Genomic DNA, 19,722 nt, shown 5'->3' with positions numbered 1-19,722 from the left:
GCGGCCCCCGGCCCGGCCCCGCGACGCCGTACGGCCCCGCCCCGCGCGGAACCGGTCCCGCTCCCCGTACCTCCGCCGCGCGCCGTAGACTCCGCCAGGTGAGCGCCACCATGACCCCCGTCGCCCTGCCCGGACCGCCCGAGCCGGAGGAGGCACGCGGGCGGTGGCGGCTGATACGGCCCGCCGCGGCCGCGCTCTCCGGCGCCGCGCTGTACCTGAGCTTCCCGCCGCGGCCCCTGTGGTGGCTGGCGCTTCCGGCGTTCGCCCTCCTCGGCTGGGCGCTGCGCGGGCGCCGCCTGCGGGCCGGCTTCGGGCTCGGCCTGCTCACCGGGCTCGCGTTCCTGCTGCCGCTGCTCGTGTGGACCGGCGAGGAGGTCGGCGCGGTGCCGTGGCTGGCGCTCGTCGCCGCCGAGTCGCTGTTCGTCGCCGCCACCTGCCTCGGAGTCGCCGCCGTGTCGCGGCTGCCCGCCTGGCCGGTGTTCGCCGCCGCCGTGTGGGTGCTGGGCGAGGCGGTGCGCGCCCGTGTCCCGTTCGGCGGCTTCCCCTGGGGCAAGATCGCGTTCGGGCAGGCGGACGGGCTGTTCCTGCCCCTCGCCGCCGTGGGCGGCACCCCCGTGCTCGGCTTCGCCGTCGTCCTGTGCGGCTTCGGACTGTACGAGGCCGTCCGCCTCGCCCTGGTGCGCCGCGCGACCGGCGCCCTGCCGCGCGGACCGCTCGCCGCCGCCGCGCTCTCCGTCCTGGTGCCCGTCACCGGCGCGGCCGCCGCCCTTCCGCTGGTGTCCACCGCCCCCGAGGACGGCACGGCCACGGTCGCCGCCATCCAGGGCAACGTGCCGCGCCTCGGCCTCGACTTCAACGCCCAGCGCCGCGCCGTCCTCGACAACCACGCGCGCCGCACCGAGCAGCTCGCCGCCGACGTCGCCGCGGGCCGCGCCCCGAAGCCCGACTTCGTGCTGTGGCCGGAGAACTCCTCCGACCTCGACCCGTACCGCAACCCCGACGCCCGCGCCGCCATCGACCGGGCCGTCGCCGCCATCGGCGTGCCGACCGTCGTGGGCGCCGTCCTCACCCCGGACACCGGCCACCTGCGCAACACGCTCGTCCAGTGGGAGCCGGGCCGGGGCCCCGTCGCGACGTACGACAAGCGGCACGTCCAGCCCTTCGGCGAGTACATCCCCATGCGGTCCTTCGTGCGGATCTTCGACAAGGACGTCGACCGGGTCAGGCGCGACTTCGGCCCCGGCACGGAGGTCGGCGTCTTCGACCTGGCCGGGACCCGCGTCGGCCTGGCGACGTGCTACGAGGCCGCGTTCGACTGGGCGGTGCGCGACACCGTCACCCACGGCGCCCGGCTGATCTCCGTGCCCAGCAACAACGCCACCTTCGGCCGTACCGAGATGACCTACCAGCAGCTCGCCATGGACCGCGTACGGGCCGTCGAGCACAGCCGCACCGTCGTCGTGCCGGTGACCAGCGGCGTCAGCGCGATCATCCTGCCCGACGGCCGGATCGTCCGGCAGTCGCGGCTGTTCACCCCGGACGCCCTGGTCGCCGAGGTGCCGCTGCGCTCCTCGCTCACCCCGGCGACCCGGATGGGCGTGCTGCCGGAGGCCCTGCTGGCCGCCGCCGCCCTCGGCGGCATCGGCTGGGCGTCCGCCGTCGGTGTGCGGGCCCGCCGCGCCGCCCGCGCGCGGCGCTGAGCCGTTAGGGTCGCCGCATGGCGACACCGGACTTCATCAAGGCCATCCGCGCCTCCGCGGGCCATCAGCTCCTGCTCCTGCCCGGCATCACCGCCGTGGTCCTGGACGACGACGACCGCGTCCTGCTGATGCGCCGGGCCGACGACGGAAGATGGGCGCTGATCGGCGGCATCGCCGAGCCGGGGGAGCAGCCCGCCGTCACGGCCGTCCGCGAGGTGTACGAGGAGACCGCCGTCGAGTGCGTGGCCGAGCGGGTCGTCATGGTCGACGCGCAGCCGGCGCCCGTCACCTACCCGAACGGCGACCGGTGCCAGTACGTGGACATCGTCTTCCGCTGCCGCGCCACCGGCGGCGAGGCCCGGGTCAACGACGACGAGGCGCTGGAGGTCGCCTGGTTCCCGGTCGACGCGCTGCCCCTGCTCCACGAGAGCCAGCTGTTCCGCATCAAGCAGGCCCGCACCGACGAACCCACATGGTTCGCCACCACATAAAGCGACCGAACAGTGGGCTGCGGCCCTATGTGAGCCCCGTACACGGCTCCCTAGGGTGCGGACCATGAGCACTTCCACGCCCCCCACCGACCCGGCACCGGACCACACGGCGGAGCCGGCCCCCGCACCCGAGCCCGCGCTCGCGCCCGAGCTTGTGCCGGCCGGAGCGGCAGCGCATCCCGTCGCGCTGGACCTCTCGGGCCGTACGGCACTGGTCACCGGAGCGGCCGGCGGGATCGGGCGGGCCTGCGCGCTGCGGCTCGCCGCGGCCGGCGCCCTGGTCAGGGCGGTCGACCGGGACGCGGACGGCCTGGCCGCCCTCACCGGGGCGGCCGACGGCCTTCCCGGCACCGTCCGGCCGCACGTCCTCGACCTCACCGACCTGGACGCCGCCGAGCGGGCCGCCGCCGGCACCGACGTCCTCGTCAACAACGCCGGACTGCAACTCGTCCGCCCGATCGAGCAGTTCCCGCCGGACGTCTTCCACACCGTCCTCACCGTCATGCTGGAGGCGCCGTTCCGGCTCATCAGGGGCGCGCTGCCGCACATGTACGCGCAAGGGTGGGGCCGGATCGTCAACATCTCCTCCGTGCATGGGCTGCGCGCCTCCCCTTTCAAGTCCGCCTATGTGGCCGCCAAACACGGTCTGGAGGGACTGTCGAAGACGGCCGCCCTCGAAGGCGCCCCGCACGGCGTCACCTCCACCTGTGTCAACCCCGGCTATGTGCGCACCCCACTGGTCGAGCAGCAGCTCACGGACCAGGCCGCCGCGCACGGAATCCCGCCCGAGCGGGTCCTCACCGACGTGCTGCTGCGCGACACGGCCGTGAAGCGGCTCATCGAGCCGGCCGAGGTCGCGGAGGCCGTCGCCTATCTCTGCACCCCGCAGGCCGCCTTCGTCACCGGCACCTCCCTCGCCCTGGACGGCGGCTGGACCGCCCACTGAACGCCCACCCGCGCGTGGACCGGACGGTTTTCCACAGGTCTGGTGCGCCCCGGCCCCCGGCAGGTATCCCTGTGTCCATGTCCGGAGAACAGCAGGCGCGCCACCCCCACGACCAGGGCTCCTACCTGGAGCTCCTCGCGCGCGGCGCGGCCGTCGAGGCGTATGACAGACCCGTGCTGCTGGCCCGCGCGGACGGCGCGGACGCCGCGACGCTCGCCGGTCTGGAGCACGCCAAACAGCTCGCGCTGCGCGTGCACGCCGAGGTGGAGGGGCGCCGCCGCCGCGAGGCCGAGCTGTCCGCCCTGTTCGAGACCGCCCACGACCTGGCGGGCCTGCGCGACCTGGACGCGGTGCTCCGCGCCATCGTGCAGCGCGCCCGCTCCCTGCTGGGCACCGAGGTGGCGTACCTGAGCCTCAACGACCCGGTGGCGGGCGACACGTACATGCGGGTCACGGACGGCTCCGTGTCGGCCCGCTTCCAGCAGCTGCGCCTCGGCATGGGCGAGGGCCTCGGCGGCCTCGTCGCGCAGACGGCCCGCCCCTACGTCACGGACGACTACTTCCGCGACGACCGGTTCCGGCACACGCGGACCATCGACGCGGGCGTGCGCGACGAGGGCCTCGTCGCGATCCTCGGCGTGCCGCTCACCCTGGGCAGCCAGGTCATCGGCGTGCTCTTCGCCGCCGACCGCCGCGCCCGCGTCTTCGAACGGGAACAGGTCGCGCTGCTCGGCTCGTTCGCCGCGCACGCCGCGGTCGCCATCGACACGGCGAACCTCCTGTCGGAGACCCGCGCTGCGCTCACCGAACTGGAGCGGGCCAACGCCATCATCCGCGACCGCAGCGCCGTCATCGAGCGGGCGTCGGAGGTCCACGACCGGCTCACCGAACTGGTGCTGCGCGGCGGCGGCGTACGGGATGTGGCGGACGCCGTGTCGGAAGTCCTCGGCGGGACGGTGGAGTTCACGGAGGCCCGGCAGCCCAGGGCGTCCGCCGACGGGCGCGCGGTGCGCCGCGGCGACGCGTGGGTGGCGGCGGTCTCGGCGGGCGGCGAGGTTTTCGGCGCCCTGGTCCTGCGCCGGGGCGGCGACCTCGACCCCGTGGACCGGCGGACCCTGGAGCGCGCCGCGATGGTCACCTCGCTGCTGCTCCTGGCCCACCGCTCGGCGGGCGAGGCGGAACAGCGCGTACGGGGCGAGCTGCTCGACGACCTGATCGACACGCCGGACCGCGACCCGCGCCTCCTGAAGGACCGCGCGGCGCGCCTCCACGCCGACTTCGACGTACGGCACGTGGTGCTGGCCGCGCGTCTGGACCGCCCGGCCGGCGCGCCACCGCCCGGCGACCCGCCACCGGACGGACAGCCCGCCGGTCCCGGAGGCCCGGCTCCCGACTCGGCCCGGGCCCACGCGGACCGGCAGCGGCTCTGGTCGGCCGCCTCGCACCTGGCGGCGACCCGCCGCGGCCTCGCCTCGACGCGCGACGGCGGCACGGTCCTGCTGCTGCCGCTCGGCCCGGACGAGACGGCCGCCGACGTGGCGCGGCGCACCGCGCTGGACCTCGGCCGCACCCTGCGCGAGCCGGTGACCGTCGGCGCGTCCTCCCCGGCGAGGCCGCCCGCCGCCGAGCCCGGCGCGATCGGCCCCGCGTACGCCGAGGCCCGCCGCTGCCTGGACGCCCTGGCGCTGCTGGGCCGCACGGGCGAGGGAGCCGCCGCCGACGACCTGGGCTTTCTGGGGCTGCTGCTGGCCGACGCGCGGGACATCGACGGGTTCGTGGAGCGCACGATCGGCCCGGTGGTCGCGTACGACCGGCGCCGCGGCACGGACCTGGTGCGCACCCTCGACGCGTACTTCGCCACCGGCAGGAGCCCCGCCCGCACCAAGGACGTCCTGCACGTCCACGTGAACACGGTCGCGCAGCGCCTGGAGCGGGTGGCCCGGCTGCTCGGCGACGACTGGCAGTCCCCGGACCGGGCACTGGAGGTCCAACTGGCCCTCCGCCTCCACCTGATGTCCCCGGCCCTCACCCGCTGAAAGCGGCAGGAGGCCACCGGGCTCCCGGCGGATCGCCGACCCCGGGGGAGCGGTCCCGGCCGGGGGACCCACGCGGAGGCCGGTCCGCCCCCGCACGCCGAGCCCCGCCCCCCGCACGGGGGAGTCCCGCCCCCCGGCACGCGGGAGTCCCGTCCGGCCCCGCACGCGTACGGCCCGTCCGGCCGCGCACGGGGCGCGCGCCGGACGGGCCGGGGCCTCCGGTCAGCCCTCGGCGTCCACGCGTACGGGCGCGCCCGCGCCGCGCACCGGACCCGCCTCCGCGCGGGCCTCGTCGTCGAGGTCGCTGTTGCGGGTCTCGCGTGCGCAGGCGACGGCGACGACCGTGAGCAGGGCGGCGGCGATCACGTACAGGGAGATCGGCGTCGACGTGCCGTGCTCCGCGAGCAGCGCGGTCGCGATGAGCGGCGCCGGGGCGCCGGCGGCGACGGACGCGAACTGGGCGCCGATCGACGCGCCCGAGTACCGCACGCGCGTCGCGAACATCTCCGCGAAGAACGCCGCCTGCGGCGCGTACATGGCGCCGTGCAGGACGAGCCCGACCGTCACGGCGAGCAGCAGGGGCCCGAAGCCGCCGCGGTCGATGAGCGCGAAGAACGGGAACATCCACAGGCCCACGCCGACGGCGCCCACGAGGTACACCGGCCGCCGCCCCACCCGGTCGGACAGGGCGCCCCACACGGGGATGACGGCGAAGTGCACGGCGGAGGCGAGCAGTACGGCGTTGAGCGCGGCCTGCTTGCCGATCCCCGCCGAGGTGGTGGCGTACACGAGGATGAAGGCGGTGACGACGTAGTAGCTGATGTTCTCCGCCATGCGCGCGCCCATGGCGATCAGCACATCCCGCCAGTGGTACCGCAGCACGGCGACGAGCGGCATGCGTTCGGCGCCGGCGGACTCGGCCTTCCGCGCCTCGGCGCGCTCCAGGGCCGCCTTGAACACGGGCGACTCGTCCACGGACAGCCGTATCCACAGCCCCACCACGACGAGCAGGCCGGACAGCAGGAACGGCACCCGCCAGCCCCAGGAGGTGAACGCGGCGTCGGACAGCAGCGCCGTCAGCGCGGCGAGCACGCCGGTCGCCAGCAGCTGCCCGGCGGGCGCCCCGGTCTGCGGCCACGACGCCCAGAACCCGCGCCGCCGGGCGTCCCCGTGCTCCGACACGAGCAGTACGGCGCCGCCCCACTCGCCGCCCAGCGCGAAGCCCTGCACCAGCCGCAGCACCGTCAGCAGCACCGGCGCGGCGCTCCCGATGGACGCGTGCGTCGGCAGCAGACCGATGGCGAAGGTCGCCCCGCCCATCAGCAGCAGCGACAGCACCAGCAGCTTCTTCCGTCCGAGCCGGTCCCCGTAGTGCCCGAACACCAGCGCCCCGAGCGGCCGCGCGGCGAACCCGACCGCGTACGTCAGGAACGACAGCAGCGTCCCGACGAGCGGGTCGGACTCGGGGAAGAACAGCGTGTTGAAGACGAGCGCCGCGGCGGACCCGTAGAGGAAGAAGTCGTACCACTCGATGGTCGTGCCGATGAGACTGGCGGCGACGATGCGCTTGAGGTTCGAGGGGGTGGGCGGAGCACTGGCGGGCGACGACATCGGCACCACTTCCTGCGGCAGAGGGACACGTTCCGGTGACGCCACACCGTAGGAACGCCCAGGTCAGCGGCGTATGTGGCGGGACACCATAGTTCTCTGCCAGACAGTGCGCGTGGCCACCATGCGAGGTGCTTCCCTGGGCTGCGCACGGACAGCCGCGACGCGAGGTGACGCGTATGCCGTGACGGCGTCCATTGGAACCCCCGCCGACCACCCGATCCGGTGAGCCACGGGGCGGAAACCGGCGAGTCGCGCCCCGGTGGAAGGAAACTGATGGCCTTTCACATTCCACGGATGACGGGAGTGCCCCATGGTGAACGGTGCGGTTCTGGTGGCGGTGCCGGAGGGCCGCGTTCCCGCGGGCGCCCAGCTCGCGAGGATCGGCAAGGAACTAGCGGACCAGGGCCTGGAGGTGCGGTGGGCCGCGCAGGTCGAGGAGGCCCGTGCCGTCCTGCAGACGGAGGCCGGTCTCGCGGGGGCCATGGTCGCCTGGGACCTCCCCGACGGCGGGGACACGGACCGGGAGGGCGGCGGAGCGGCGGTCCTGCGGCTGATCGGGCAGCGCTTCAGGAACCTGCCGGTGCTCCTGGTGATGTCGCACGACGGCGACGCGGACCAGCAGTTCGAACGGCTGCCGCTGTGGGTCTCGGAGGTGGTGTCCGGCTACATCTGGCCGCTGGAGGACACCCCCGCGTTCATCGCCGGGCGGGTGGCCTCCGCCGCCCGCAACTACCACGAGGCGATCCTGCCGCCCTTCTTCAAGGCGCTGCGCCACTTCGACCAGGCGCACGAGTACTCCTGGCACACCCCCGCGCACTCCGGCGGGGTCGCGTTCCTGAAGTCCCCGGTCGGACGGCAGTTCTTCGACTACTACGGCGAGCGCCTGTTCCGCACCGACCTGTCGATCTCCGTCGGCGAGCTGGGCTCGCTGTTCGAGCACAACGGCCCGATCGGCGACGCCGAGCGCAACGCCGCCCGCGTCTTCGGAGCGGACCGCACCTACTTCGTCCTGCACGGCGACTCCACCGCCGACCGCATGGTGGGCCACTACTGCGTCACCGGCGACGAGATCGCCCTCGTGGACCGCAACTGCCACAAGTCCGTCCTGCACGGCCTGGTGATCTCCGGCGCCCGCCCCGTCTACCTGGTGCCCACCCGCAACGGGTACGGACTGGCGGGGCCGCTGCCGCCGGCGCACACCGACCCGGACGCGGTACGGGCCAGTGTGGCGGCGAACCCCCTGACGGCCGGGGCCGTCTCCCCGGATGCGCAGTACGCGGTCATCACCAACTCCACCTACGACGGCCTGTGCTACGACACCGTCCGCACCGCCCGCCGTCTGGCGCCCAGCACCCCCCGCCTCCACTTCGACGAGGCGTGGTTCGCCTACGCCCGCTTCCACCCGCTGTACGAGGGCCGGTACGGGATGGCCGTCGGCCCGGACGTGCTCGACGACGAGGTGCGGCCCACCGTGTTCGCCACCCAGTCGACCCACAAGCTCCTCGCGGCCCTGTCCCAGACGGCGATGGTGCACGTGCGGTCCGCGCCGAGGGCGCCGGTCGAGCACGACCGGTTCAACGAGGCGTTCATGATGCACGGGACCACCTCGCCGCTGTACCCGGGGATCGCCTCCCTCGACGTGGCCACGGCCATGATGGACGGCGCGCCGGGACGGTCGCTGATCGACGAGGCCGTCACCGAGGCCATCCGGTTCCGCCAGGCCGTCGTGACCAGCGGGCGGCGGATCGCCGAGGCGGGCGACCGGCCGGGGTGGTTCTTCGGCGTGTGGCAGCCGGACACCGTCGTCGACCCCCGCACCGGCGAGCGCGTCGACTTCGCCGACGTCCCGGCCTCCGTGCTCAGCCGGGAGCCGCGCTGTTGGCACCTGGAGCCCGACGCCGACTGGCACGGCTTCAGCGGCCTGGACGAGGGCTACTGCATGCTCGACCCCATCAAGGTCACGATCACCTGCCCGGGGGTCACCGCCACCGGGGAGCGGTCCGACTGGGGGATCCCCGCCCGCATCCTCACCGCCTACCTCGCCGCGCGCGGCATCGTGGTGGAGAAGACCGACAGCTACAGCACGCTGGTCCTGTTCTCCATGGGCATCACCAAGGGCAAGTGGGGCACCCTCATGGACGGCCTGATGGACTTCAAGGCCCTCCACGACGGCGACGCCCCGCTGGAGCGCGTACTGCCGGAGCTGTGCGCGGAGCACCCCGACCGCTACGCCGGGCTCACCCTCAAGCAGCTGTGCCGGCAGATGCACGAGCACCTGGCGCGGGCTGAGCTGATCGACGCGCTCGACGAGGCCTTCCGGCGGCTGCCCGAGCCCGTGCTCCCGCCGCAGCACTGCTACCGGCGGCTGGTCCGCGGCGGGACCGAACGCGTACCGGTGTCGAAGGCCGTGGACCGCGTCGCCGCCGCCATGGTCACCGTCACGCCGCCCGGCATCCCCGTCCTCATGCCCGGCGAGTCGACGGGCGCCGCGGACGGGCCCCTGCTGCGCTACCTCCGCGCGCTGGAGGAGTTCGACCGCCGCTTCCCCGGCTTCCGCAGCGAGACCCACGGCGTCACCATCGACCGGTACACGGGCGACTACCTGATCGAGTGCCTCAGCCAGGACGGATGACCCCGAGCACGGTGGGCGCGGGCGGGGGCGGAGGTCCGATGGACCGCGTAACCGCCCCCGCCCCGGGGCCGCACCCCCACCTCGGGTCCGCGCTGGGGGGGGGGCACGGGGCCGCGTGATCTGATGGGCGGGCCACTCCACCCGAGCCGCCTGACGGGCGGTCAACCGCCCGGACGCCCGCGCCGCATACCCGAGTGCCGCAGTTCCCGGCCGGTCTTCTCGACGCGCCGCCGGCGTTCAGCCCCTCCCCGGCGCCCGGGAAGCGTCAGCCGGTCGTCCCGCGAGGAGCGGTCGTCCCGCAAGGGCCGGTCGACGCCGCGGTGGTCCGCGCGTGGGCCCGGGGCAACGGCTACGACGTGCCCGTGCGAGGGCGGATCCCGCTCGAAGTCCTCGACGCCTGGAGGCGGGCGACCGCGGGCTGACGCGGCGGAGGCGGTGTCGTGGAGGTCCGCCCGCCGGGGCGCCCCGGCCGGCGCCGGCAAAACAAAGTGAACGGTCGTGCGTGCTATTATCTGGCTCCTGGCATCGATCGAGGAGCGGCCGGCATGAAGCCCACCGAGGCACTGGCGAGCATCACCCTCAACGGACTCTCTTACGTCTCCCGGCGGCTGGCGGGCGCGGGCGCGTTCGCGCTGTTCCACATGCCGCTCGCCCGCAGCCGTATGCGGACCGCCGAGCGCGCGCTCGCCGAGCAGGCGCGCGTCGGGCGCGTCGAGGCCGGCGGCGCCTCCGCGGTGACGTACCAGTGGGGCGACGGCACACGGCCCGTGCTGCTGGTCCACGGCTGGCAGTCGCGCGGCTCGCGCCTCTCCGACTTCGTCCCCGGCCTCCTCGACCAGGGCTACTCCGTCGTCACCTTCGACGCCCCCGGCCACGGCGACGCCCCCGGGCGCAGCACGAGCATCCTCCAGTACCGGGACGTCATCACCGCCCTGCACGAGCGGTACGGGACCTTCGAAGGGCTCGTCGCCCACTCCCTGGGCGTGCTCGGGTCGTTCTTCGCGCTGCGGCACGGGGCCACGGCCAAGCGGGTCGTCACCATCAGCGGCGTATGCGACTTCTCCTACCTGGTCGAGGAGTTCTGCGCCCAGCTGCGGCTCGGCGCCCGGCCCAAGGCCCTGCTGTACGAACGCGTCGGCGCCCGCCTCTTCCCCGGCGCGCCGGCCGACCGGACCCCGTTCTCCGTGACGCACACGGCGCGGGAGGTCGACGTCCCGGTCCTCGTCGTCCACGACGAGGACGACACCAGGATCGCGGTGGCCCAGGCCCGGCGGCTGGCAGGCGCGTTCGGCGCCCGTGCCCGTCTGGTCACCACGCGCGGACTCGGGCACCGCCGCATCCTCGGCGACCCGGACGTCGTGCGCACCGTCCAGGAGTTCATCGCGGAGGGCGCCGGACTGGGCGACGGGGCCGCCAAGGGGCTGGCCTCCGCCGGCTGAGCCCGCGCGAGACCGAGCCCGCGCGAGAGCAAGTCCCGCAAGACCAAGTCCAGCGAGACGGACCCCCGCGAGACCGAGCCCCCGCGAGACGGAGGCCGCGCGGGCCCCGGCTCCGCCGGCCGAGGCCCCCGGGGCCCCGCCCGGAGGGCAAGCCCCCGCCCCCCGTTCGGTGACCGCACGGTCGTCCACCCGGTGGCTAGACTGGAGCGGCCTCACCGGGCACCGGGGGGTCCGGCCAGGGAAGCGGGAAGAGATGGGCACCACGCAGTCACGCGTCGACGGGCGGATCGCCCGCGGCAACCAGACCCGTCAGCTGATCCTGCGGCGCGCCGTGGACATCGCGTCCGTCGAAGGTCTGGAAGGGCTGTCGCTGGGACGCCTCGCCGGGGAGCTGAAGCTCAGCAAGAGCGGGGTGTTCGCCCTGTTCGGCTCCAAGGAGGACCTGCAGCTCGCCACCGTGCGCGCGGCCGCCGCGATCTACCGCCAGCACGTCATCGACCCGGCCCACGACCTGCCGTCGGGGCTCGGCCGCCTGTGGGCCGTCTGCGCGGGCTGGCTCGCGTACTCCCGCGACCGCGTCTTCCCCGGCGGCTGCTTCTTCTACTCCGCCGTCGCCGAGTACGACGCCCGCGAGGGCAAGGTGCACGACGCGCTCGCCGCCGCCCGCACGGACTGGTTCCGCTACCTGGAGCAGACCGTCCGCGACGCGCAGGCCGCCGGGGAGGTCGAGGCCGGCACGGACGTTGCGCAACTCGTCTTCGAGATCGCCGCCCTGCTGGAGATGGCCAACGCCGAGTCGGTCCTCTACGACGAGTACGCCTCCTACGACCGGGCGGCCACCGCCATCCGCGACCGCCTGCGCGCCGCGGCCACCGACCCGTCGCTGCTGCCCGCCACCGCCTGACGGCCGCGGCGGGCCGCCCGCGGGGAACGGGGCGGCGGGCCCCGGCACGGCTACCCATAGGGTGCTGCCATGCCTGGTTCGTTGAGTTCCCCGAAAACCGCTGCCGCGCTTCGCACATCGGCACGTGCCTCCGCCGAACTCCTGCTCGTCCTGGTGGCGGTGTCGGTGTCCCTGTGGCTGCTGGGGCGGATGTGGTCGGTCGTATGGCCGCTGATAGTCGGCCTGTTCCTCACGACGCTGACCTGGCCCCTCGCCCGGTTCCTGCGCCGCCACGGCTGGCCCGCCGCGCTCGCCGCCTCGGTGGTGACCGTGCTGTTCCTGCTCGTCGTCGTGGGCATCGGGGCGCTGATCGCCGTACCGGTCGCGTCGCAGTCCGGTGAGCTCGCCGACGGCGTGGTCGCGGGCATCCAGCGGCTGCGCGAGTGGGCCGCGGGCCCGCCGCTGAACATCGGCGACGACCAGATCACCGGCGCCCTCGACACGGCCGTCGCCCGCATCCAGGACAGCATCGGCAGCATGGTCACGGCGGTCGTCACCGGCGTGAGCACCGTGGTCAACGGCGTGGTGACCGCCGTCCTGGCGCTGTTCCTGATGTTCTTCTTCCTCAAGGACGGCCCGCGCTTCCTGCCCTGGCTGTCCCGCCAGCTCCCCGGCCGGCTCGCCACGGACGTCCCGGTCGTGGCCGCGCGCAGTTGGGAGACCCTCGGCGCGTTCGTGCGCTCCCAGGCGTTCGTCGGTCTGCTCGACGCCGTTCTCATCGGCATCGGGCTGTGGATACTCGACGTTCCGCTGGTGCTGCCGCTCGCGGTCCTCACCTTCGTCTCCGCGTTCGTGCCGATCGTGGGCGCCCTGTTCGCCGGGCTCGTCGCCGTACTGATCGCGCTGGTCTCCAACGGCATCACGGACGCGCTGATCGTGCTGGCCGTCATCGTCGTGGTGCAGCAGCTGGAGGGCAATGTGTTCCAGCCCATGATCCAGAGCCGCGGGCTCGGGCTGCACGCCGCCGTCGTCCTGCTCGCCGTCACGCTGGGCGGCAGCCTGTACGGCATCGTGGGCAGCCTGCTCGCCGTACCCGCTGCGGCGCTGATGGCGGTGGTCTGGAACTACGTGCGCGAGCAGCTCGGCGAACCGCCGCGCGCCGCGGACGCCGACGACTCCCCGTCCGCCGCCGCCGTCGTGCCGTAGCGCCGACGGCCCCGAAGCCGCCGCCGTCGTGCCGTGGCGCCCGCGCCCGGACGACTGGCACACACGAGCCGTAGACGGCCCGGCACACGAGCCGGCGACGGCCCGGCGCCCCCACTCGCGGGTGGGGGCGCCGGGCCGTCCGGCGTGTCAGGAGGTCTCCCGCCGCCACAGGGTGCTCGACAGGTCCGTGCCCCGCACCAGTTGGACCCGCCACGGTTCGATGCGGATCACGTGGTACTCGGGCGAGTCGGGCCCGCCCGGCCAGTAGTGGACGGGGTCGTAGCCCACGCCCGGCGGGCCGCCTCTGCGGTACAGGTCCCAGGCGTGGTGCCGGGCGGCGGTGTCGTCGGCCCACGCGGAGAGGGCGTCGACGTGCACGGTGTTCTGCCGCGGGCTCCAGTAGGAGTACGTCGTATGGGGGTTGCCGGCCAGGTGGGCCGCCTTCACCGGGGTCCGGTAGGACGCCAGCCAGCCGAGCGGCCTGCCGTCGACGACCTCCCAGACGGGGAGGAAAACCCGGGCGCGGGGGCGGCCCCGGCGGTCGACGGTGATCATGGTGGCGTACCGGATGTCCCGTACGTAGGCGAAGAAGGTGCTCTCCATCTCGGCGAACTCGCTGACGCGGATGGTGGCCATGGGGGTGCGGCTCCTCGTGCGGCGGGGTCAGTGCGTGGCGGTGAGTCCGGCGGGCCGGTCCGATCCGCCGGCCGCCCCGGCACCCTCGTGGGCCCCGGTGTCAGCGGTGTCCCCGGTGTCCCCGGGTGCCTTCCCGGCGCGGCTGCCGCGCAGTGCGAACGCTCCGACGGCCGCCGCCAGCAGCGCCGCGCCGAACGGCACCCACAGCGCCGCGCGGTATCCGTCGAGCAGCCCCTGCGGTGACGTGGACGCGGTCGCCGCGACGTTGACCGCCGCGGCGGTGGACAGTCCCAGCGCGGCACCGAACTGGAAGGACGTGTAGAGCAGCCCGCCCGCCAGGCCCTGCTCCTCCTCCCGCACGCCCTCGGTGGCGACGATGGTCAGCGGGCCGTAGGCCAGCGAGAACGCCAGGCCCAGCAGGAGCAGGCCGGGGAACATCGCCGCGTACGTCCAGTCGGGGCCGACCGGCAGGAACAGCCCGTACGACAGCGTGGCCAGCAGCAGGCCGCCGAAGATGACCCGCGCGTTGCCGAACCGGCCGACCAGCCTCGGCGTCAGCAGCGGGGAGGCGAACGCGTCGATGCCGATGACCAGCAGCGCGAAGCTGGTCTCCAGCGTCGACCAGCCGCGCAGCTCCTGGAGGTAGAGCACCACCAGGAACTGGAAGCCGAAGAAACCCGCCGCGAAGAGCAGCCCGACCAGATTGGCGCGGACCAGGGCGCCGTTGCGGAGGATGCCCAGCCGGACCAGCGGGGCCGGGGAACGGCGCTCCACCACGACGAACACGGCGAGGAGGGCGAGGCCCGCGCCGAGCGTGGCGGCCGTCCACGCGAGGCCGGTGTGGGCGGCGCGCTCGACGCCCAGCACCAGCAGGACGACCGCTGCGGTGATGGTGAACCCGCCGGCCAGGTCGATGTTCCGGGCCGGCGCGTCGGGCCGCGGGTGCGCGGGGACGAAGACGAGCGCCGCCGCCAGGATCAGCGCGGCGAACAGCACGGGTGCGAAGAACACCCAGCGCCAGCCCGCCGACGTGAGCAGCCCGCCCACGACCAGACCGGTCGAGAAGCCGCCCGCCGCCGTGCCCGAGTAGAACAGGAGCGCCTTGTTGCGCCGCGGACCCTCCTCGAAGCTCGTGGTGATGATCGACAGTCCGGCCGGTGTCATGAAGGCGGCCGCGACCCCGGTGACGAACCGGGAGACGATCAGCATCCACTCCTCGGTCGCGAACCCGCCCAGGCCGGAGAAGACCAGGAAGACGGAGAGCCACAGGACGAACATCCGGCGGCGCCCGAAGAGGTCCGCGGCGCGCCCGCCGAGCAGCATGAAGCCGCCGTACCCGAGGACGTACGCGCTCATCACCCACTGCAGGGAGCCGGTGGACAGGCCGAGGTCGGCGCGGATGGACGGCAGGGCCACATTGAGCATGGCCACGTCGATGCCCTCGATGAAGATCGCGCCGCACATGACGAGCAGGACGCCCCACTCACGTCCGCTCAGGGATGCGGTCGTTCCGGGTGAACTCATGGCGATTCCTTGGTGCCGTAGGGGTGTTGTCGGTGGCACCACCCTCCGCCCGCGCGAGGTGGGGGAACAACGGCGAAGATCGCAACGTTCGTTCAGCCAGGCTTACCGATCCGACCGTCCGGGGGACTCGATGGAACGCGACGAACTGGAGTGCTTCCTCCTCCTCGCCGAGGAGCTTCACTTCGGCCGCACGGCCGACCGGATGCGGCTGTCCCGCGCCCGGGTGAGCCAGCTCGTACGGCGGCTCGAACGCCGCGTCGGCGCCCCGCTGTTCACCCGGACCAGCCGCCGTGTCGCCCTGACCGCGCTGGGTCGCCGGCTGCGGGAGGACCTGGAGCCGCACCACCGGGGGATCGAGGCGGCCCTGGAGCGCGCGGCCGCCACCGCGCGCGGCATCGACGCGGTGCTGCACGTCGGGTTCCCCAACCCGCTGGCCGGCGAGATCGTCATGAAGGCCACGGAGGCGCTGCGGGCCAGCCACCCCGGACTGTCCGTGGAGATCTGCCGGATGCCGCTGGACGACCCGTACGGGCAGCTCCGCAAGGGCCAGTTCGACGTGCTGATCGCCGAACTGCCCGTACGCGAGGAGGACCTGGGCGCCGGGCCGACGCTCCTCGCGGAGGAACGCGTCCTGGCCATCAGCCCCGGCCATCCGCTCGCCGCCCGCGACGCGGTGTCCCTGGAGGACCTGGCCGACGTGCCGCTGCTGACCATCAGCGGCAGCGTGCCCGACTACTGGCTGGAACACCATGTCCCCGCCCGCACCCCCAGCGGCCGGCCCATCGCCCGCGGCCCGGGCGTGACCGACATGCAGGAGGCGCTGATGCTGGTCGCGGGCGGCAAGGGCGCGCTGCTCGCGCCCGCGCACACGGCGACGTACTACGCCCGGCCCGGTGTGGCGTACCTGCCCTTCGCCGACGCCGAACCGACCGCGTACGGCGTGGTGTGGCGCGCCGGGGACGCCACCGGCGCGGTGCGGGCCTTCACCGGCGCGGCCCGCGAGGTGGCCAGGCAGGTCGCCGGAGCGTCCCGCCGTCCTTCCGACGCGCCCGGCACGGTGACCGGCGCCGTCCTGGCGGGGGGTGCGGTGTGAGCGCGGGGGAGAGGCGGGAGGGGCACGGCGGCAAGGGGCCGCACGGCGGCGGGTAGGCGCGGCAACGGGTGGGTGGCCGCAGCGGGCGGGTGCGGCCCCGCGCGGGGGCGCTCAGCCGGACGGGGGACGGGCACACCCGCGGTCCGTCGCGCGCCGCGCCTCGTGCGCGCGTCCCGTCAGGGCTTGGGGGCGGGACCCGGCGGGATGTGGACCGTCATGATCAGGTGGCAGGTCCCGGTGCCCGCGCCGCGGTAGGTGTGCGGGGCGTCGCCGTCGAAGGAGGCGGTCTGCCCCGCCTCCACGGGGTGCTCCGCGCCGTCGACCACCAGCACCATCCGGCCGGCCGTGACGCTGACGGTCTCCACGACGCCCGGCTGGTGCGGGTGGCTCGGATACTCCTCGCCCGGCTCCAGCCGCCACCGCCAGACCTCGACCGGGGCCGACCCCGACGTCGTCAGCATCAGCCGGGCCTCGCTGCCGCGCTCCCCGGTCCACAGCGGAGCGACGCCCTCGGCGCTCACCACCCGGACCCGGCCCTCGCTCGGCCCCTCCAGCAGGGCGGAGACGGAGACGCCGAGGGTGTCGGCGAGCCGGACCAGGGTGGCGAAGTTCGGATTGCCCTGCGCCTTCTCCAGCCCCACCAGGGCGCCCTTGCTCACCTGCGCGCGCCGGCCCAGTTCGTCGAGGGACAGGCCCGCACGGGTGCGGGCCGCCCTGACGTTGTGGGCGAGCGTCCGCAGGGCTGCCTCTGTCTCGGCCATGCCGATCACCATCCTCGCGCGTGGGGTCAGTGAAATGTAACGCCCGGTCGTTTGGTTGACACAGGCCGGTCGATTCGTTGTACGGTTCAGTCGTTCCATCGAATCGTAAGGGATGTACGTACCGTGATCGCTCTGCTGCTGGCCCTGGGCAGCTCCCTCGCCTACGGGTGCGCCGACTTCCTCGGCGGCCTCGGTGCCCGCAAGGCCCATGTGCTGCGTACGGTGATGATCGCGGCCCCCGCGTCACTCGCCGTCGAACTGCTGCTGTGGCCGCTTCTCGGCGCCTCGTTCAGCACCGCCACCCTCGCCTGGGGCGCGGCGTCCGGCGTGGCCTCGGCCGCCGCGTTCGCGCTGCTCTACCGCACCCTCGCCATCGGGCCGATGAACGTGCTGTCGCCCGTGACCGCCCTCGTCTCCGCCGCGCTCCCCGTCGCCGTGGGCCTCCTCCAGGGCGAGCACCTGGGCGCCACCGCGCTGGTCGGCCTGCCGCTCGCCCTCGTGGCCGTCGTCCTCGTCAGCGCCGGGCACGGCACGGGAACGGCCCGCCCGTCCCGCACGGCGCTGCTCCTGGCCTTCGGGGCGGGCGCCGCCATCGCCCTGCAGCTGGTCTTCCTGCACCAGGCGCCGGCCGACAGCGGCGTCGCCCCGCTGATCGTCGGCCGGGCGGTCTCCTCGGCGGTCACGCTCGCGGCGGCCGGGCTGATGTTCCGCAGGCTGGGGCCCGAGCGTCCCGCGTACGGAATGTCGGCGGCGGCCGGCGCGCTGGACTCGGTGGCGAACCTGCTGTTCCTGCTGGCCGCCCGCAGCGGCGACCTCGCCGTCGTCGCCGTGATCACCGCCCTGTACCCGGCCGGCACGGTCCTGCTCGCCCGCACCGTGCTCGCCGAGCGCCTCCACCGCGGCCAGCTCGTCGGCCTCGGCACTGCCGCCGTCGCCGTCAGCCTCTTGGCGCTCACCTGAACCGGCGGGCCCTCCGGGAGCGGCCGCCCGGACCCTCCTGGAGCGGCCCCCTCGCCTGAGCCGGACCTTCCGGGTGCGGCGCACCCCGCCTGAACCGCCGGGCCACACGGTCAACGCCCCGCCCTCTCCCCGACCGCCACCCGCTCACCCTTCCCGCAACCCCCGCCCGCAAGGAGCACCGCATGTTCATCCAGCCCTGGGACGCCGCGCTGGACGAGGCCGAGTGGCACAGCTGGATCGCCGAAGGCCACGACTTCGGCATCCTGAGCGTCAACGGCCTGCCCGGCCGGCCGCCCGTCGCCGTCCCCACCCACTTCACCGCCGACACCGGCCGGCTCCTGATCCACCTCGCCCGCCCCAACCCCGTCTGGAAGGCGATCGAGAACGACCCGGACGTCCTGTTCACCGTCTTCGGCGACTACGCCTTCGTCCCCGGCCCCTGGCGCGCCCAGCCCGGCGTCCCGCCCACCGACGGCGTCCCCACCAGCTACTACACGGCCGTCCAGTTCACCTGCCGCGCGCACATCCTGGACGACCCCGAGGCCAAGGCCGACCTGCTGCGCCGCCAGCTCGTGCACTTCCAGCCCGACGGCGACCACGCCCCCGTCGAACCCGGGCTGCCCCCGTACGGGCGGATGCTGCCCGGCATCCGCGGACTGCGCCTCGACGTGATCGAGGTACAGGCGAAGTTCAAGTACGACGACCACAAGTCCGTCGAGCACCGCACCGCCGTCGCCGAGCGCCTCGCCGGGCGGGGCGAGGGCCTCGACGCGCCGGCCGCCCACCAGCAGCGCCGCCGCCTGGACCGCGTCGGCCCCTGGAAGCCCTGACCCCTCGCACCCGGCACCCGCCCCACCCCGGAACCGCCACCCCGCCCCACCCCGGAACCGCCACCCCGCCCCACCCCGGAACCGCACCCCCGCACAGGAACGGAGAGTCCCGCCCATGACCGTCTTCCGCGTCGCGTCCACCGTCACGGACGCCTTCCCCGGCACGCTCATCGCCCTCGTCACCGCCACCGGCCTGCGCGGCCGCGAGCCCTGGCCCGGCACCGCCGCCGCGGTCGAGGCCCTGGAGCGCGGTCTCGCCGACGGCTCCTGGCGGCCCGCCGACGAGACCGACCCCCGCATCGAGGCCTGGCACGCCGCGTACCGCGCCTTCGGCACCAACCCCCGGCGCGTCCGCCCCAGCGTCGACGCGCTGGGCCGCCGCCTCGCCAAGAAGGGCTCCCTTCCCCGCATCAACCCGGCGGTGGACGCCTACAACCTCGTCTCCGTCCGCCACGCCCTGCCCGCCGGGGCGTTCGACCTCGACCGGGTCTTCGGCGACGTGGACATCCGCCACGCGGACGGAATCGAGTCCTTCACCCCGCTCGGCGAACCCGACAGCGTCGAGACGCCCAAGCCGGGCGAGGTCGTCTACGTGGACGCCGCCGGTGTCCTCACCCGCCACTGGAACCACCGCGACGCCCACCGCACCCGTGTCACCGAGGACTCCACGCGTGTCGCCTTCCTCCTCGAAACCGTGCAGGGCGCGCGCGACGGCCATCTGCTGAAGGCCGCGGCGGAGGAACTGCGCGACCTCCTCGCCCCGCACGCCGCGGACACCGCCGTGCACCACCTCGGCGCCGAACGGCCCGAGGCCGCCGTCTGAGCCGCCGCGCGAGGCTCGACGCCCCGCCGTGTTCGGGGGGTTGGTCCAGACCGGACTCTTGACAGGCCCTGCGTTCACTCCTTAAATCACGTAGTGAATCAAGCCCTCGCAGGGCTCCCCCCACACCCATCCACACGACGCGGCAGCCGCC

General features: G+C 74.4%; 17 protein-coding genes. 13 read left to right on the top strand and 4 right to left on the bottom strand.

Annotated elements, in window-relative coordinates; genetic code table 11:
• The first annotated feature begins 98 nt into the window (after positions 1-98).
• The 4 genes from lnt to ACSUPT_RS02235 all read left to right on the top strand — a co-directional run bounded on the left by lnt (position 99) and on the right by ACSUPT_RS02235 (position 5,173).
• Positions 99-1,700, top strand: coding sequence for an apolipoprotein N-acyltransferase (gene lnt / locus ACSUPT_RS02250; RefSeq protein ID WP_436943354.1), 1,602 nt, complete (start codon positions 99-101; stop codon positions 1,698-1,700).
• 17 nt (positions 1,701-1,717) lie between these two features.
• Positions 1,718-2,191 (top strand): NUDIX hydrolase, encoded by a 474-nt coding sequence (locus tag ACSUPT_RS02245; RefSeq protein ID WP_351963656.1) that lies wholly within the window; start codon positions 1,718-1,720, stop codon positions 2,189-2,191.
• A gap of 64 nt (positions 2,192-2,255) precedes the next feature.
• The gene (locus ACSUPT_RS02240) at positions 2,256-3,137 is read left to right on the top strand and encodes a 3-hydroxybutyrate dehydrogenase (RefSeq protein WP_436943352.1); all 882 of its coding nucleotides are present in this window, start codon (positions 2,256-2,258) and stop codon (positions 3,135-3,137) included.
• A 77-nt stretch (positions 3,138-3,214) separates the two neighbouring features.
• Complete coding sequence (locus tag ACSUPT_RS02235) at positions 3,215-5,173, top strand: helix-turn-helix domain-containing protein (protein WP_436943351.1); 1,959 nt, start codon at positions 3,215-3,217, stop codon at positions 5,171-5,173.
• Between the two features lie 222 nt (positions 5,174-5,395).
• On the opposite strand, the gene ACSUPT_RS02230 is transcribed toward ACSUPT_RS02235, so the two are convergent.
• The gene (locus ACSUPT_RS02230; RefSeq protein ID WP_436943350.1) at positions 5,396-6,784 is read right to left on the bottom strand and encodes an MFS transporter; all 1,389 of its coding nucleotides are present in this window, start codon (positions 6,782-6,784) and stop codon (positions 5,396-5,398) included.
• Positions 6,785-7,094: 310 nt separating this feature from the next.
• Between ACSUPT_RS02230 and ACSUPT_RS02225 the strand changes: the two genes are divergently transcribed.
• The 5 genes from ACSUPT_RS02225 (at position 7,095) to ACSUPT_RS02205 (ending at position 12,944) form a co-directional block, all read left to right on the top strand.
• A complete protein-coding gene (locus ACSUPT_RS02225) occupies positions 7,095-9,416 on the top strand; it encodes an Orn/Lys/Arg decarboxylase N-terminal domain-containing protein (protein ID WP_436943349.1) in 2,322 nt (773 codons plus the stop codon).
• A gap of 194 nt (positions 9,417-9,610) precedes the next feature.
• On the top strand, positions 9,611-9,838 hold the full coding sequence (locus ACSUPT_RS02220; RefSeq protein ID WP_436943348.1) for an Lsr2 family DNA-binding protein: 228 nt from the start codon (positions 9,611-9,613) through the stop codon (positions 9,836-9,838).
• Positions 9,839-9,961: 123 nt separating this feature from the next.
• Entirely contained in the window at positions 9,962-10,855 is an 894-nt protein-coding gene (locus ACSUPT_RS02215; RefSeq protein WP_351963650.1) for an alpha/beta fold hydrolase, read from the top strand.
• Between the two features lie 253 nt (positions 10,856-11,108).
• On the top strand, positions 11,109-11,759 hold the full coding sequence (locus ACSUPT_RS02210) for a TetR/AcrR family transcriptional regulator (protein WP_436943347.1): 651 nt from the start codon (positions 11,109-11,111) through the stop codon (positions 11,757-11,759).
• A 69-nt stretch (positions 11,760-11,828) separates the two neighbouring features.
• Entirely contained in the window at positions 11,829-12,944 is a 1,116-nt protein-coding gene (locus tag ACSUPT_RS02205) for an AI-2E family transporter (RefSeq protein ID WP_436943345.1), read from the top strand.
• 147 nt (positions 12,945-13,091) lie between these two features.
• Here ACSUPT_RS02205 and ACSUPT_RS02200 read toward each other — a convergent pair whose 3' ends face one another.
• Both ACSUPT_RS02200 and ACSUPT_RS02195 read right to left on the bottom strand, forming a co-directional pair.
• A complete protein-coding gene (locus ACSUPT_RS02200; RefSeq protein WP_436943344.1) occupies positions 13,092-13,580 on the bottom strand; it encodes a pyridoxamine 5'-phosphate oxidase family protein in 489 nt (162 codons plus the stop codon).
• 27 nt (positions 13,581-13,607) lie between these two features.
• Positions 13,608-15,104: an MFS transporter gene (locus ACSUPT_RS02195; protein WP_361664019.1), complete on the bottom strand. Its 1,497-nt coding sequence runs from the start codon at positions 15,102-15,104 to the stop codon at positions 13,608-13,610.
• Between the two features lie 130 nt (positions 15,105-15,234).
• Between ACSUPT_RS02195 and ACSUPT_RS02190 the strand changes: the two genes are divergently transcribed.
• Entirely contained in the window at positions 15,235-16,197 is a 963-nt protein-coding gene (locus ACSUPT_RS02190) for a LysR family transcriptional regulator (protein WP_361664016.1), read from the top strand.
• Between the two features lie 176 nt (positions 16,198-16,373).
• Here ACSUPT_RS02190 and ACSUPT_RS02185 read toward each other — a convergent pair whose 3' ends face one another.
• The gene (locus ACSUPT_RS02185; RefSeq protein ID WP_436943343.1) at positions 16,374-16,958 is read right to left on the bottom strand and encodes a helix-turn-helix domain-containing protein; all 585 of its coding nucleotides are present in this window, start codon (positions 16,956-16,958) and stop codon (positions 16,374-16,376) included.
• 123 nt (positions 16,959-17,081) lie between these two features.
• On the opposite strand from ACSUPT_RS02185, the gene ACSUPT_RS02180 reads away from it, so the two are divergent.
• From ACSUPT_RS02180 to ACSUPT_RS02170, 3 genes are all read left to right on the top strand, one after another.
• Positions 17,082-17,918: a DMT family transporter gene (locus tag ACSUPT_RS02180; protein ID WP_351963643.1), complete on the top strand. Its 837-nt coding sequence runs from the start codon at positions 17,082-17,084 to the stop codon at positions 17,916-17,918.
• Positions 17,919-18,100: 182 nt separating this feature from the next.
• Positions 18,101-18,748: an FMN-binding negative transcriptional regulator gene (locus ACSUPT_RS02175; RefSeq protein WP_436943342.1), complete on the top strand. Its 648-nt coding sequence runs from the start codon at positions 18,101-18,103 to the stop codon at positions 18,746-18,748.
• Between the two features lie 115 nt (positions 18,749-18,863).
• On the top strand, positions 18,864-19,571 hold the full coding sequence (locus tag ACSUPT_RS02170; protein WP_436943341.1) for a B3/B4 domain-containing protein: 708 nt from the start codon (positions 18,864-18,866) through the stop codon (positions 19,569-19,571).
• The last annotated feature ends 151 nt before the right edge of the window (positions 19,572-19,722 follow it).

Origin of the sequence: Streptomyces sp. SudanB25_2051, assembly GCF_964272635.1 — a bacterium.
Taxonomy (GTDB): Bacteria; Actinomycetota; Actinomycetes; order Streptomycetales; family Streptomycetaceae; genus Streptomyces.
The sequence above is the reverse complement of the archived record's forward strand: the minus strand, read 5'-3'. Positions and strand labels throughout refer to the sequence as shown.

What these genes read in the sequence shown, in the direction of transcription:
- ACSUPT_RS02240 (WP_436943352.1), top strand. Translation starts at nt 2,256, where the DNA reads ATGAGCACTTCCACGCCCCCCACCGACCCGGCACCGGACCACACGGCG.
- ACSUPT_RS02185 (WP_436943343.1), bottom strand. Translation starts at nt 16,958, where the DNA reads ATGGCCGAGACAGAGGCAGCCCTGCGGACGCTCGCCCACAACGTCAGG.
- ACSUPT_RS02225 (WP_436943349.1), top strand. Translation starts at nt 7,095, where the DNA reads ATGGTGAACGGTGCGGTTCTGGTGGCGGTGCCGGAGGGCCGCGTTCCC.
- ACSUPT_RS02190 (WP_361664016.1), top strand. Translation starts at nt 15,235, where the DNA reads ATGGAACGCGACGAACTGGAGTGCTTCCTCCTCCTCGCCGAGGAGCTT.
- ACSUPT_RS02205 (WP_436943345.1), top strand. Translation starts at nt 11,829, where the DNA reads ATGCCTGGTTCGTTGAGTTCCCCGAAAACCGCTGCCGCGCTTCGCACA.
- ACSUPT_RS02210 (WP_436943347.1), top strand. Translation starts at nt 11,109, where the DNA reads ATGGGCACCACGCAGTCACGCGTCGACGGGCGGATCGCCCGCGGCAAC.
- ACSUPT_RS02215 (WP_351963650.1), top strand. Translation starts at nt 9,962, where the DNA reads ATGAAGCCCACCGAGGCACTGGCGAGCATCACCCTCAACGGACTCTCT.
- ACSUPT_RS02195 (WP_361664019.1), bottom strand. Translation starts at nt 15,104, where the DNA reads ATGAGTTCACCCGGAACGACCGCATCCCTGAGCGGACGTGAGTGGGGC.
- ACSUPT_RS02230 (WP_436943350.1), bottom strand. Translation starts at nt 6,784, where the DNA reads ATGTCGTCGCCCGCCAGTGCTCCGCCCACCCCCTCGAACCTCAAGCGC.
- ACSUPT_RS02245 (WP_351963656.1), top strand. Translation starts at nt 1,718, where the DNA reads ATGGCGACACCGGACTTCATCAAGGCCATCCGCGCCTCCGCGGGCCAT.
- ACSUPT_RS02200 (WP_436943344.1), bottom strand. Translation starts at nt 13,580, where the DNA reads ATGGCCACCATCCGCGTCAGCGAGTTCGCCGAGATGGAGAGCACCTTC.
- ACSUPT_RS02170 (WP_436943341.1), top strand. Translation starts at nt 18,864, where the DNA reads ATGACCGTCTTCCGCGTCGCGTCCACCGTCACGGACGCCTTCCCCGGC.
- ACSUPT_RS02235 (WP_436943351.1), top strand. Translation starts at nt 3,215, where the DNA reads ATGTCCGGAGAACAGCAGGCGCGCCACCCCCACGACCAGGGCTCCTAC.
- ACSUPT_RS02175 (WP_436943342.1), top strand. Translation starts at nt 18,101, where the DNA reads ATGTTCATCCAGCCCTGGGACGCCGCGCTGGACGAGGCCGAGTGGCAC.